This window comes from Paenibacillus sp. GXUN7292 (assembly GCF_050864975.1).
Classification (GTDB): Bacteria; Bacillota; Bacilli; order Paenibacillales; family Paenibacillaceae; genus Pristimantibacillus.
In genome coordinates this window covers 34247-47086 of the sequence record NZ_JBOZWO010000022.1, presented here as the reverse complement: position 1 = coordinate 47086, position 12840 = coordinate 34247, and the positions used below count along the sequence as shown (strand labels likewise).

General features: G+C 44.8%; 13 protein-coding genes. 12 read left to right on the top strand and 1 reads right to left on the bottom strand.

The features are described from left to right. Window positions 1-70: 70 nt before the first annotated feature. The 3 genes from ACRRU2_RS17745 to ACRRU2_RS17735 all read left to right on the top strand — a co-directional run bounded on the left by ACRRU2_RS17745 (window position 71) and on the right by ACRRU2_RS17735 (window position 3022). A complete protein-coding gene (locus tag ACRRU2_RS17745; RefSeq protein WP_432503665.1) occupies window positions 71-1000 on the top strand; it encodes a helix-turn-helix domain-containing protein in 930 nt (309 codons plus the stop codon). Window positions 1001-1097: 97 nt separating this feature from the next. Beyond that, window positions 1098-2156: a Gfo/Idh/MocA family protein gene (locus tag ACRRU2_RS17740; RefSeq protein ID WP_331697306.1), complete on the top strand. Its 1059-nt coding sequence runs from the start codon at window positions 1098-1100 to the stop codon at window positions 2154-2156. After that, window positions 2153-3022 (top strand): Gfo/Idh/MocA family oxidoreductase, encoded by an 870-nt coding sequence (locus ACRRU2_RS17735; RefSeq protein ID WP_432503662.1) that lies wholly within the window; start codon window positions 2153-2155, stop codon window positions 3020-3022. The genes ACRRU2_RS17740 and ACRRU2_RS17735 overlap by 4 nt, the downstream gene beginning before the upstream one ends. A 103-nt stretch (window positions 3023-3125) precedes the next feature. Here the strand turns inward: ACRRU2_RS17735 and ACRRU2_RS17730 are convergent, their stop codons facing one another. Continuing rightward, window positions 3126-3683, bottom strand: a complete 558-nt coding sequence (locus tag ACRRU2_RS17730) for a C40 family peptidase (RefSeq protein ID WP_331697304.1) — start codon at window positions 3681-3683, stop codon at window positions 3126-3128. A gap of 266 nt (window positions 3684-3949) precedes the next feature. On the opposite strand from ACRRU2_RS17730, the gene ACRRU2_RS17725 reads away from it, so the two are divergent. The 9 genes from ACRRU2_RS17725 to ACRRU2_RS17685 all read left to right on the top strand — a co-directional run bounded on the left by ACRRU2_RS17725 (window position 3950) and on the right by ACRRU2_RS17685 (window position 12365). Beyond that, a complete protein-coding gene (locus ACRRU2_RS17725) occupies window positions 3950-4249 on the top strand; it encodes a LiaF transmembrane domain-containing protein (protein WP_331697303.1) in 300 nt (99 codons plus the stop codon). 13 nt (window positions 4250-4262) lie between these two features. After that, complete coding sequence (locus ACRRU2_RS17720) at window positions 4263-4934, top strand: PspA/IM30 family protein (protein ID WP_331697302.1); 672 nt, start codon at window positions 4263-4265, stop codon at window positions 4932-4934. Window positions 4935-4939: 5 nt separating this feature from the next. Beyond that, complete coding sequence (locus tag ACRRU2_RS17715; protein WP_331697301.1) at window positions 4940-5431, top strand: PspC domain-containing protein; 492 nt, start codon at window positions 4940-4942, stop codon at window positions 5429-5431. A 4-nt stretch (window positions 5432-5435) separates the two neighbouring features. Beyond that, on the top strand, window positions 5436-6131 hold the full coding sequence (locus ACRRU2_RS17710) for a PspA/IM30 family protein (RefSeq protein WP_331697300.1): 696 nt from the start codon (window positions 5436-5438) through the stop codon (window positions 6129-6131). A gap of 106 nt (window positions 6132-6237) precedes the next feature. Beyond that, a complete protein-coding gene (locus tag ACRRU2_RS17705) occupies window positions 6238-7263 on the top strand; it encodes a sensor histidine kinase (protein ID WP_432503657.1) in 1026 nt (341 codons plus the stop codon). After that, window positions 7260-7928, top strand: coding sequence for a response regulator transcription factor (locus tag ACRRU2_RS17700; protein WP_331697298.1), 669 nt, complete (start codon window positions 7260-7262; stop codon window positions 7926-7928). The genes ACRRU2_RS17705 and ACRRU2_RS17700 overlap by 4 nt, the downstream gene beginning before the upstream one ends. 224 nt (window positions 7929-8152) lie before the next feature. After that, window positions 8153-8983 carry a YwmB family TATA-box binding protein gene (locus ACRRU2_RS17695; protein WP_432503653.1) on the top strand — a complete coding sequence of 277 codons (831 nt, stop codon included), beginning with the start codon at window positions 8153-8155 and terminating at the stop codon, window positions 8981-8983. 189 nt (window positions 8984-9172) lie between these two features. Then, a complete protein-coding gene (zwf, locus tag ACRRU2_RS17690; protein ID WP_331697337.1) occupies window positions 9173-10735 on the top strand; it encodes a glucose-6-phosphate dehydrogenase in 1563 nt (520 codons plus the stop codon). A gap of 40 nt (window positions 10736-10775) precedes the next feature. Then, window positions 10776-12365 carry a peptide chain release factor 3 gene (locus ACRRU2_RS17685; protein WP_432503651.1) on the top strand — a complete coding sequence of 530 codons (1590 nt, stop codon included), beginning with the start codon at window positions 10776-10778 and terminating at the stop codon, window positions 12363-12365. Window positions 12366-12840: the final 475 nt, after the last annotated feature.

Here is a 12840-nt window from a genome sequence, read left to right as displayed (position 1 = left end):
CCCTTGTATTAGGATGGGAAGAACGGAGAAGCCGTCTAACCAGGACGATTAAATTAAAGGTTGTGGCGAGATGAAGAAGCTAAGCGGCAATAATGGAAATAGCAAGGCTTATTTTCATTTTGATAATATGTATTTTGAAAATCCGCAGCAGCATGAATCGATTATTTTATATCAGATTGGCGATTTGAGCTGCAAAAAGGGATATACGGTCACGGATCATCGCCAATATTGCTACGAGATCAGCTATGTTGTATCCGGTAAAGGTGAATTTCATATGGATAACAGGCGCTTCGAGGTTGAAGAAGGGGATATTATTTTGAATGTTCCCGGAGAAACGCATTATATCCGCACCGATGACGAGCAGCCAATGCGGTACTATTATGCCGGCTTTAATTTTGATGCCAGCAATGAAGGCAGTCCTGCTTTTGTACATATAAAAAAAATGCTTGATCAAACCCAATACCCTATCGTCAAAAACAGGCTGCAAATCGATGTGCCATTTGTAGGTATTTTTAATGAGCTGGTTCATTTGAATAGCTACTCCTCGGTAATGGTAGGCATGTATTTGCGTCAATTGATCGTAATCGCTTACCGCAGCTTTCATGAAAACTGGGACCTGGGCTATAAGCCGGAGCTGAAGGAAGCAGGCGCCTCCAGTATGGTCTATGAGGTCATTAATTATATTGATGTTCATTTGCAAAGAATAACGGAGCTTTCCCAAATTGCAGAAGAGCTTCATTATAACTACTCTTATATGTCCAACTGCTTTTCCAAGGAAATTGGCCTGACCATCCAGGAATATTACAATCGCAAAAGATTCGAAAAAGCTGTGCAATGGCTGAAGGAAGGAACGATGAATATTACATCTATTGCCGAAAAACTGAATTATCAGTCGATTCATACATTCAGCAAGGCGTTTCGCAAAAATTTCGGCTTATCGCCCTCCGAATATCAAACGATGACCAAGGTTGCTGAGACCATCACAAATAAGGAACAATGAAATGTATAACTAGGCTAAATCCTCTCTTTACACAATTTGTTAAAGTAAGCAGTATAGCGCTTATTTAAAATTTGATGATGAAGGGATGATATTGACGATGTCAAAAATGAAAATTGCGGTTATCGGTTCCGGGATGATTGCTCAGACCGCTCATATTCCAAGCTATTTGAAGAATGATAAGGTTGAAATTAAATATATCGTAGATCCATTGCTGGAAAGAGCGCAGAAGGTTGCTGCTGATTTCAATATACCTAACGCTGTTGCTGACTATAATGTCGTGCTTGCGGACGAGGAAGTGAAAGCGGTTTCGATATGCACGCCTAACGATTTGCATGCTCCTCTTTCGATTGCTTTTTTGAATGCTGGCAAGCATGTGCTTTGCGAGAAGCCTGCCGCTCTGAATCTGGAGCAAGCGAAGGAAATGAAAGCTGCAGCTGAGCGTAACAATTGCATGCTTAATATTGGCGTAGTCAATCGTTTTAATACATCGATTAATTTAATTAAAAACATGATTGATGCAGGTGAATTGGGCAATGTTTATCATGTGTATTGTTCATTCCGCTCACATCGCTCGATTCCCGGCCTTGGCGGTCCGTTTACGACAAAAGCAAAAGCAGGCGGAGGCGTGCTTGTAGATTGGGGAGTTCACTTCCTTGATATTATTTTCTATTGCCTCGGTGATGTGAAGGTACAATCGGTAAATGGCGCAATATATAGTGAAATGGCCAAAAATATGGAGGATTACGCTTATCAAAATATGTGGGCTGGTCCGCCTGTATACGATGGGGTTAATGATGTAGAGGATTTTGTTACAGGACTGCTTCGCACCGAAGGTCCTACGATAAGCCTTAATGGCGCATGGGCGCAAAATATTGGCGAGTCGGCGATGTTTATCGAGCTGCTTGGCGACAAAGCCGGCATTAAGCTGGAGTATGGAGGCAACTTCAAAGTATATTCGTCCAAAGGAAAAGTGCTGCTGGAGACCACTCCTGCCTATGAGAAAGCCGACGGCTTCTATGAGGAAATGAAGGATTTCATCGAGTCCGCTTCAACTGGCGTGAAGTCGCGCAATCATATCGACAACGCCATCCAAATTACCGAAGTGATGGATGCGATTTATAAATCCTCTGAATTGAAAAGTGAGATTAAGCTATGAAAAAGATAGGTTTTCTCGATTTCTTTTTAGACGAGTGGCATGCTAACAATTATCCGGGATGGATCAGAAACAATATTGCAGCTAAGAACAGACAGGTGGAGCTGGCGTATGCCTATGCCGAAATCGATAAGGCTGGCGGTCTGACTACCGGACAGTGGTGCGAGCAGCATCAACTTGAAGCCGTTTCTTCTATAGAAGAGCTTGTCGACAAATCGGATTATTTGATTATACTTTCACCGGATCATCCTGAGCATCATGAGCGTCTGGCTCAGCTTCCGCTTCAAGCAGGCAAACCGATCTATATGGATAAAACATTTTCGCCGGATTTGGCTGCCGGCATAAGAATGTTTGATCGCGCAGAGCAATATGCCACGCCTCTGTTTTCCAGCTCAGCCTTGCGCTTTGCTGAACAGCTGGCATCCTATCCGAACGAGAAGATCAATGCGCAGTCGATTGAATATATTGCATCTACCGGTCCAGGGCAATTCGATAATTATTCTGTTCATCAGTTTGAAATGATCGTTGCAATGATGGGGACTGGTGCGAATCGCTTAAAAAGCTTCCCTACAGCTAATGGCAGATTGCTTATTATTCAATATGAAGATGGCAGGCAAGCCTCCATGCAGCAAATGAGTGAAGTGCCATTTCAATTGAATATGCAGCTATCCGATGGCAGCAGCGTATGCGTTTGTGAAATGAGCCACATTTTTGAACGTTTGATCGACAGCATGCTTGATTTTTTCGAAACGGGAGGCAAATCTCCTGTTCCGAGGGCAGAGACGCTGGAAATTATGGCTTTAATTGAAGCGGGCAAGCAAGCAATTGCCAAGCCTGATATGTGGGTTGAAATTGTGAAGGATAGATAGGTGCTTATATAGGTGCTTATATAGGAAGAAAGAAGCGGCAGCCCGTCATACGAGCTGCCGCTTCTTTTTTATCGATAATATCTTTAATTAAAGCGTTGAAGTATTAAAGTGCGCTGCCGCCAAAAATCATGCGATATTCCCAAGACGTATTTTTGATGTTGTCAACGCGTACGCCGCCGCTCTTTTTAGAGTAGGTGTGAAGAACTTTATTATTGCCTAGATAAATAGCGACATGGGTAACTCTTTGCTTATCTTTATTAAGTTTGGAATAGTTAGATTTTGAAGCTCCACGGTAGGACATGAAGAAGATAAGATCACCGCGTTTTAGGCTGGACAAGCTTCTTTTGATTGTTGAATGCTTTTTAACGTAGCTTGCTTGCGTTCTGGAGTTGCCTGGCAGTGTAATGCCTGCTGCTTGCTTAAATACGTGTTTTACAAAATCAGAGCAGTCAAATGTTCTGGTCGTGCTGCGGTTGGAGCCAAACTCATATGGTGTTCCTTTATATTTCATACCCAGCGAGATCGTTTTCTCGATCTTGGAAGATGTGCTTGATGCTGCATACGCATGTCCGTCAGTGTGGATCGGAACAATTCCAGTTATGAGCAACGTTACTGCAATGATGCTTGCAACAATCGTTTTAGTGAATAGGCTTTTCTTCATGTTAGTGATGCACCTCCTGTTTGATGAACTTACCGTAACATAGGAATGATAGCGTTTTTAAGCTGAAATATATGGAAGAAAAGCTTGATATGGCACTGCAGACGGGTTATCCACTCGACCTTGGTCTAGTGTATAAAACCGTCCGAAGTCCGTTTTGAAAAGGGTTTGAACGATCTATACTAAGTACATAAGCAAGAGAAACATCGGTTCAAAACGAAGCAGCTAAATGAGTAAATTCTAATAATAGAAAGGAGAATGAACTGGATATGAATGGGAAAACAGCAGTTGGAACGTTGTTAATTGCTATCGGAGCACTAGCCGTCCTGAATCTTCTAGGCATTAAACTCGGAGCAATTATAGGAATGTTTATGCCGGTTATTATGATCGGCTTAGGAATACTAGGATGGGCTAATCAGAAGAAGGTGATTGGTGGTATACTTATCGTATTAGGCTCCTTGATGCTACTAGCCAAACTAAGCGGCTTGTTCATGTGGATTATCGCAATCGGCCTAGTAGTCGCCGGATATTCAGTAATCAAAAATAACGGACGCAGAACGTATCGTTAGGAGGAAGAAATGAATGAGCATTGTTAAACGAGTTCGCGACATTACAGTTGCAACCTTAAATGAAAGATTGGAAAAAGCCGAAGATCCTGTTAAAATGATCGATCAATTCCTTTGGTCAACGAGAGAAGAAATTATACAAGCCGAAAGGCTTTACCAGCAATATGCTGCTCACAGCAATCATCTTAAAGCGCAATGGCTGCAGGCAGAGCAGCAGAAGGAGCGCCGCGAGCAGCAAGCGGTAACGGCTTTGAAAGCTGGCGAAGAAAATTTGGCCAGAATTGCATTGCAAGAAAAAGCAGGAGCGGAAGAGAGAGCGGCCCAATATAGAGAGTTGTACGAGCAAAGCAACGGACAAATGCTGGAGCTGGAGGATCAGCTTCGCCAAATGAGAAGCGAGTACCAAACGGTGTATGACAAGCGTGAGTACTATGCGGCTCGAATGGAGTCGCTGCGCTTGCAGCAAAGAATGAATCATCGCTACGGTCAAGGGATGAACGGCAACCAGCCAGGCACTATGTTCCGCAGAATGGAAGACCGCATTAGCGATATGGAGCTTGAGGCGCGAAGCCTGCGCGATGTTCGACAAAGCACTCAGCAGCATTTTTCAGGCTTGGGTGAAACGATTCAGTCGACAATCGAACGCGAGCTAGCTGAGCTTAAGAAAAAGCTTCAGAAAGAAGGTTGATAACAGTGAATAAATTATACCGCTCTAGTCGAGATAGAAAGATTACTGGCCTATGCGGTGGATTGAGTGAATATTTGAATGTCGATGCTACATTGCTGCGCATATTGCTGGTCGTAGTTACTGCCTTCTCTGGAGGAACGATTATAGCGGTTTATATTATTGCAGCGTTAGTTGTACCGAAAGAACCGCCGTATTACGGAGATTTTGGACCGAATCATCATTCCAATAATAATTATGTTCCGCCATACGGAGCAGGACCAGGTCCAGGTCCAGGCCCGGGACCTGGAGGATATGATCCTTACCGCTACAAAACACAGCATCAAACCAATATGTATCAAACGCCGCCTAAACCAGACTGGTCTGAACCGGCATACAAAGCTGACCCTGCTGTAGATAAGCAGTTCGATAGTATGATGGATGATTTGGAGAAAAAAGCGTTAAAGCGTGAAATTGAACAATTAAAATCAAAAATTGAGAAGTACGAGAAGGGAGAATAATAAAATGGGTATTTTCAGACGTATGAAGGATATGACAAAAGCATCGGTGAATGAGGTTTTGGACAAAATTGAAGATCCTGTAGTTATGCTTAATCAATACTTGCGAGACATGGAAGTGGAGATTCATCAGGCTGAGGTTACAGTAGCCAAGCAAATGGCGAATGAGCGCCGCATGAAGCAGCGCCTTGACGATGCAGTTCGCGGTGTAACAGAACGCGAATCGAAGGCAGAGGCAGCTCTGAGAGCAGGACAAGAAGAGCTTGCACGTCAAATGCTTGAAGAAAAGCTATATTTTGAGCAAAAAGCTAATGAGTATATGGAGCTTCATGGCCAGACCAAAGCACAGGCAGACGAGCTTATGCAGCAGCTGCACGGCATGAAGGAAGAATTTTATCAAATGCGCAACAAGCGCAATGAGCTGGTATCCCGCGCACAAATTGCAAAAGCGCAAAAGCAAATGGCGCAGTTGTCCAGCAATCACTCGATCGACAATGGCACTGCATCGAGAGGCTTCCAGCGCATGGAAGAAAAAATTATGCAGATGGAGGCGGAGGCAGACGTATTCAGAATGCCATACTCCTATAGCAAATCTTCGTCCAGCCAAGTAAGCCCGGTTGATTTGGAAAAGCAAATGAAGGTTGACGCTCAGCTTGAAGCATTGAAAAATAAATTGAATGGTTCAAAAACAGAAGCTGAATAAATGGTGAATTGCTGAAGTAGCAGGCCGTATACGGTCTGCTGCTTCATGCTGACTACAGAAATTTCTTGAAAATATACCTGTTCACTAGCAAGGAGCTGTGACTGTTGTGCAATCGAACCAGATGAATAAAACGAAGCAGGAGCAAATGCTGGAAAGAAGAAAAAACTACAAGGAGACAGTATTGTGGCTGCTTATTATAATAGGATTATCAGTTATTGTCTTGCAAGCGACTGGACTAGTTCAAATTGTAACCTTGCAAGGGAAATGGCCGATTATCGGCTTGACAGCGGTTGGCCTCGGCCTTGCTGCGGCCACCTTTAACAGCTATTTGCAAAATTCTAGGCTGAAGGCCGCCATTGAAAGAATGAAGGATCAGCAAAAAAAGAGAACTTTTGCAGTTACTTTGCCTCATGCGGAAGGTGAGACGGGGCAGCGGGCAGAGACGGCCGAAGCGGATCCCATGTGGACGGAAAAGGTTAAATTTACAGCTGTTATTGAAGAACGCCAGCGTCTGGCGAGAGAATTGCATGATGCTGTCAGCCAGCAATTATTCGCTATTTCGATGACGGCAACTGCTGTAAGCAGAACGATTGAGAAGGACTGGGAAAGAGCCAAAAGGCAGGTGCAGCTAATTGAAGAGATGGCTGCTGTTGCGCAATCAGAGATGAGAGCGCTGCTGCTGCATCTTCGCCCTGTTCATTTGGACGGAAAAAGCCTGGGCCAAGCTCTTGCTTCTCTAGTAGAGGAGCTGAAGCAAAAAATACCAATGGCGATCCAGCTTGAGGTTGACGAATCGATTTCCATGCTGCCGCAGGCTGAGGATCATTTGTTCCGCATAGCGCAGGAGGCGCTGTCTAATACGCTTAGGCATTCCAAGGCAGATCGCATGCTCATTAAGCTGTTAAATTATGATAATAAGGTGCATATGACCATTCAGGATAATGGAGTCGGATTTGATGTCGAGCTGAAGAAGCAATCCTCCTACGGGCTGCTTACGATGGAAGAGCGTGTAAATGAGCTCGGAGGCGCTTTTCAGGTCATGTCGGAGGCTGGCGTTGGTACAACTATTCATTTGTGGATTCCTGTGCCGGGCATCATGCATGGGGATAAGGAAGGCGGAATAGTACGATGAAAGCGAACGATGGGGAAAATCAAGTTGTAAAAGTACTTTTAGTGGACGATCACGAAATGGTTCGTATCGGACTTGCAGCGGTGCTGGATACGGAGGATGGCTTGGAGGTAGTAGGGGAGGCCAGCAACGGGGCGGACGGTATAAGGCTAGCACTTGCTTATAAGCCGGATGTAGTGCTCATGGATTTAGTAATGGAAGGCATGGATGGCGTAGAGACAACTGCTAAGCTGATGGAGCAGCTGCCTGACTGCAAGGTTATCGTGCTGACCAGCTATTTGGATGACAGCAAGCTGTATCCAGTTATTGAAGCTGGAGCTTTCAGCTATTTGTTAAAAACGTCGCGTGCTACAGAAATTGCCGAAGCGATTCGCGCAGCAGCAAGGGGGCAATCTGTTTTGGAATCGCAGGTCGCAGCCAAAATGATGAACCGTATTCGCCAGCCAAAGGCGCAGGAGCAGGTGCGTCTTCATGATGATCTGACGGATCGCGAGATGGATGTTCTGAAGCGCCTGGCCAGGGGGATGTCCAATCAAGAGATTGCGGATGAGCTATTTATTGGTGTAAAAACAGTTAAATTTCATATTACGAATATATTCAACAAGCTCCAGGTCGAGGATCGCACTCAGGCGGCAATATATGCGCATAAGCAAGGAATTGCAGAGTAACTGACAGCATTTGATGCCGATGTCAATTGCTTGCTGATGCTGTCATAAACGCGTTCCATATCCTCTTTCAGCCGGCAGTCGAAATGTAGCGTATTTTTAAGAAAAAAAAGACATTATCACTAGTTTTCACTAGTTTTTAGAAGTTTCCACTAATAGGTAGAAATACGGGCAAAATTCAGACATAATGAAGCTCCTAGGTATATTTGGAAGGGAGTAATGTGTCTATGTCTCATGCTCGTATGTATTGCAAGACAAGTACGTTGGTGCCGGCTCCAAAAAAAAACCGTAAAGAGAAGGCTGCTCGAGGAAGAATTCGCATTCGAACCGTCCTTTTGCTGCTGGCCGTATTAATGGTTACTGCTTGGTGGCAGGCTGATCAGGCAGCATCAACGGACAGCATCGATAATCAGCTTAATTATGATTTAAAGCAGCTGTGGCTTATGACCCCCTCATATTTTGCAGCAGGCGTGAAGGATGCAGAATGGTCGATTCGCTGGGAGTTTACGACACAGTCTTTGATTGCCAAAAATAAGCTGATTGAAGCGCTGCTGCCGAATGATAAATATGAAGGCCCCGTTCCAAAGCGGATAACGAATGACGGAAAAACGATAACTGGCATCATTGAAGGCATGGGACAAATCGCCATTCATGATCTGGAAGAAACTGAGTACAGCAATAAATATATGATCGTCTGGTCTTATGCGGGCAAGCAGGCAGAGGCGTTAACAGAAGAAAAGCTGCTTAAAGCTGCGGCAATGATCAGTGAGGCGATAACCCCGTATTCATCTGCACCTGCGATTGCAGTAAAGCTGCAAGGAAATGCTCATTCGGATTGGATCAAAAAGGATTGGGACAGACTAACACAAGCAGAAACTCTTCAATCCTACGAGGAAGACGGAATTAAAAGCGTGCTTTACTACTCGGCCAATCTTAGAAGCTATGCTTGGATGAAGGAAGGCTACAAAGCCAATATGCAAGTCGCGCTTAAAAAACATACAGAATCTGATACATATAAGCTGACGCTAGGAGTGCCGGCTATTAGCGGAGAATTTTAACGAATTGCGGGTAACAATGCGTAATTTGATAATGAAGCTGTCTGTCATTTTGCTTTAACCAATTTGTAATTTTTGGTACATCAATCACTTTTTTTTATAGGCTTCTTAATGGCGTAAAAGGAATGAATATGCTAAACTACATAACATGTGGGTGGGTTGAACCAAAATTTATAAGAAAGAATGAGGCAAATGACCGACAACAATACAATTTCAATAGAATCTGCAGCTGCTGAAGGCGCTGTATACTATTTGTTCGGAGCAACAGGAGATCTGGCGCGGCGCAAGCTGTTCCCGGCGTTGTTCAGTTTATATAAGGAAGGTAAGTTAGCCGATAATTTTGCAGTTGTAGGATTAGCCCGCCGTCCACGCACGAACGAGCAATTCAGAGAAGATTTATTCGAATCCATCAATGAGTTTTGTCGTTATAAAGCTCAAGATTCTGAACTGTGGAAGCGATTTACGGAGCATTTCGTTTATATGTCGCTTGACATTAATAATGTAGATGGCTTTAAAGAGCTAAACAGCCTATCGGAGCAGCTGGAGCAAAAATTCAATATTCAAGGCAACCGTTTATTTTATTTGGCGCTGGCGCCATCCTTGTTCGGTCCTGTGTCTTTGAATTTGCGTGACGGAGGCTTGCTGGAATCGCGAGGCTGGCACCGCCTAGTAATCGAGAAGCCATTTGGCTATGATCTGCCTTCAGCAGAAGCGCTGAATGAACAGCTGGGCCAAGTGTTCAAGGAAGAGGAAATTTATCGCATCGACCATTATCTTGGCAAGGAAATGGTGCAAAACATTCAAATGATTCGTTTCGCCAATGCCTTTTTCGAGCCGCTTTGGAATAATAACTATATCGCTAACGTGCAAATTACGCTGTCCGAGACGGTCGGGGTTGAAGAGCGCGGCGGTTATTATGACAAATCGGGAGCACTGCGCGATATGGGACAAAACCATATGCTGCAAATGCTGACCATGATCGCGATGGAGCCGCCAAGCCGGCTGCACGGCGAGGATATTCGCGACGAGAAGGTGAAGGTGCTTCGTTCACTGCGCAATTACGCTAACAGCGGTGAGGTCCGCAGCAATGTCGTTCGCGCGCAGTACGCCGAAGGCTCACTTGGCAATAAGCAGCTGCCAGGCTATCGTCAAGAGGATTCTGTAGGAGAAGCTTCTACGACAGAAACTTATTTTGCAGCTAAAGTTTTTGTAGATAATTTCCGCTGGGCAGGCGTTCCTTTCTACATAAGAACGGGCAAGCGGCTGCCGGTCAAAACGACGGAGGTCGTTATTGAGTTCAAGTCTATGCCGCAAAATGTACTGTTTGCAAAGAAGCAAGACCTGGCTCCTAACCTGCTAGTCATTCGCGTTAATCCGATGGAAGGCATCTACATTAAAGTGAATGCGAAGACACCAGGGGCTGACAGCACGATTCAACCCGTTGCGATGGAATTTTGTCAAAGCTGTCTCGTTGGCTTGAATACGCCGGAAGCTTATGAACGTCTCATTTATGATGCTGCCCGCGGCGATTCCACTTACTTTACACGTTGGGATGAGGTTGCCCAGGCGTGGTCGTTTGTTGATCGTATTGCACAAGCCTGGAAGGAAAGCAGCAGCGATCTTCTTCATTATCCAGCGGGATCATGGGGGCCGAAGGAAGCAGATCAGCTGCTTGCTCAGGATGGCTTCCACTGGTGGCCGGTTAATGGCCAGGATGAAGATAATGTAATATGGGTAACGAACAGCGGCAAGTAATGCCGCTGTTTCACTCTTTTTTAAGGGAAGGAAGGCAAGTATGAGTCAATCTTTATCGCAAGAATTAAAGCATGAAGTAGAAAAAAGACGCACCTTTGCAATTATAGCTCACCCCGATGCCGGTAAAACAACACTAACGGAGAAGCTGCTGTTATTTGGCGGCGCAATCCGCCTGGCAGGCTCGGTTAAAGCGCGCAAGGCGAATCGGCATGCTACCTCGGACTGGATGGAGATCGAGAAGCAGCGCGGTATTTCTGTAACCTCATCCGTTATGCAATTTGATTATAATGGACACCGCGTCAATATTTTGGATACACCGGGTCACCAGGATTTCAGTGAGGATACGTACCGCACGCTTACTGCCGCCGACAGCGCAGTTATGCTTATTGACGTCGCCAAAGGGGTCGAGGTGCAAACGATCAAGCTGTTCCAGGTATGCCGCCAGCGTGGAATTCCAATCTTTACATTTATTAATAAATTGGACCGTGAAGGTAAAAATCCGTTTGAGCTGATGGAAGAGCTGGAGCAGGTGCTTGGCATTCGTTCCGTGCCTATGAACTGGCCGATCGGCATGGGGCGCGAGCTTTGCGGCGTATACGATCGCATGAAGACGCAAGTAGAGCTGTTCCAAGGCGATGATCATTCCAAAATCGAGGTTAAAAAGGTAAGCGATTATAACGATCCAGCTATTAGAGAAATGGCTGGCGATTATTTGACGGACCAACTGATCGAGGATTTGGAGCTGCTTGACGTTGCCGGCGACCAGTTTGATTTGGAAAAGGTGCTGCGCGGCGAGCTCACTCCGATTTTCTTTGGCAGCGCAGTTAACAATTTCGGCGTGCAAACATTTCTCGAAAACTTCCTGCAGCTGGCGCCTCAACCGTCTGCGCGCGATAGCTCGGAGGGGATTATTGATCCGACTGAGCAGGAAAAGTTCAGCGGATATGTATTCAAAATTCAGGCCAATATGAACCCTGCGCATCGTGACCGCATTGCGTTTTTCCGAATTTGCTCCGGCAAGTTTACGCGCGGTATGGCGGTACGCCATGTCCGCAACGGCAAAGAGATCAAGCTGGCTCAGCCGCAGCAATTTCTTGCCCAAGACCGGGATATTGTAGATGAGGCGTATCCGGGAGATATTATTGGATTATTTGATCCGGGCATTTTCCGGATAGGCGATTCCTTATCGCAAGGCTCCAGTATTATTTATAATGAGCTTCCGACATTTTCTCCAGAAATTTTCTCGAAGGTAACGATCAAAAATGCTTTGAAATATAAGCAGTTCCAGAAGGGGATCGACCAGCTTACGGAAGAAGGCACGATTCAGGTGTTCCAGTCGACAACGGGCTTTGATGAAACGATTCTTGGCGTTGTCGGACAGCTGCAATTCGAGGTGTTTGAGCATCGGATGAAGGCGGAATATGGCGTAGATGTTATTTTACAGCGTATGCCGTTCCAATTTGCCCGCTGGATTATCGGGGATAAAATTGACCCGGCTAAATTTAGAATTAATACAACGCTTGTGAAGGATAAAAAGGAAAACTTCGTCGTTTTGTTTGAGAATGAGTATGCAATGCGTACAGCGGTGGAGAAATTCCCTGATTTTAAATTTTTGGACACAGCACCTTAAATATGAAGAGCGGCGAGCAAAGAGCAGTCTTTGCTTGCCGCTTTTTTTTAAAAAATATTAGAAAGTATAAGAAAGTATAAGTTCTTGTGATCTTATATCTGTTTTTATATTTTTTTCATCGGTAATTGTGCCTGGCCAAAGGACATCGGAGCCGTTTATCCTTAATATAACAATGATGAACTCTAAGGGTTGCCATAAGCGTTATTCGTGTAAAAATGACAGTTTGAATTTTCTAACGGATGCTATTGCGCTTATTTTCCCAAAAAGCACTGATTTTTCTCGATAAATGGTACAATAGCGCTCGTGGCAACCTTTAAATGCTCAAATGAGCAATTAATCGAAATAGCAGCTCTGATAACCGTTAGAGCAATATATGGTAGCCAAAAGTTCTGCCTTTTGTTGTATGGTAAATCCCTGAAGCTAGTTTTGCAAAAAAATGGTTGACGAAGCCTGCATTCTATGCAACAATGTACGC

What these genes read in the sequence shown, in the direction of transcription:
- ACRRU2_RS17745 (WP_432503665.1), top strand. Translation starts at nt 71, where the DNA reads ATGAAGAAGCTAAGCGGCAATAATGGAAATAGCAAGGCTTATTTTCAT.
- ACRRU2_RS17740 (WP_331697306.1), top strand. Translation starts at nt 1,098, where the DNA reads ATGTCAAAAATGAAAATTGCGGTTATCGGTTCCGGGATGATTGCTCAG.
- ACRRU2_RS17735 (WP_432503662.1), top strand. Translation starts at nt 2,153, where the DNA reads ATGAAAAAGATAGGTTTTCTCGATTTCTTTTTAGACGAGTGGCATGCT.
- ACRRU2_RS17730 (WP_331697304.1), bottom strand. Translation starts at nt 3,683, where the DNA reads ATGAAGAAAAGCCTATTCACTAAAACGATTGTTGCAAGCATCATTGCA.
- ACRRU2_RS17725 (WP_331697303.1), top strand. Translation starts at nt 3,950, where the DNA reads ATGAATGGGAAAACAGCAGTTGGAACGTTGTTAATTGCTATCGGAGCA.
- ACRRU2_RS17720 (WP_331697302.1), top strand. Translation starts at nt 4,263, where the DNA reads ATGAGCATTGTTAAACGAGTTCGCGACATTACAGTTGCAACCTTAAAT.
- ACRRU2_RS17710 (WP_331697300.1), top strand. Translation starts at nt 5,436, where the DNA reads ATGGGTATTTTCAGACGTATGAAGGATATGACAAAAGCATCGGTGAAT.
- ACRRU2_RS17700 (WP_331697298.1), top strand. Translation starts at nt 7,260, where the DNA reads ATGAAAGCGAACGATGGGGAAAATCAAGTTGTAAAAGTACTTTTAGTG.
- ACRRU2_RS17695 (WP_432503653.1), top strand. Translation starts at nt 8,153, where the DNA reads ATGTCTCATGCTCGTATGTATTGCAAGACAAGTACGTTGGTGCCGGCT.
- zwf (WP_331697337.1), top strand. Translation starts at nt 9,173, where the DNA reads ATGACCGACAACAATACAATTTCAATAGAATCTGCAGCTGCTGAAGGC.
- ACRRU2_RS17685 (WP_432503651.1), top strand. Translation starts at nt 10,776, where the DNA reads ATGAGTCAATCTTTATCGCAAGAATTAAAGCATGAAGTAGAAAAAAGA.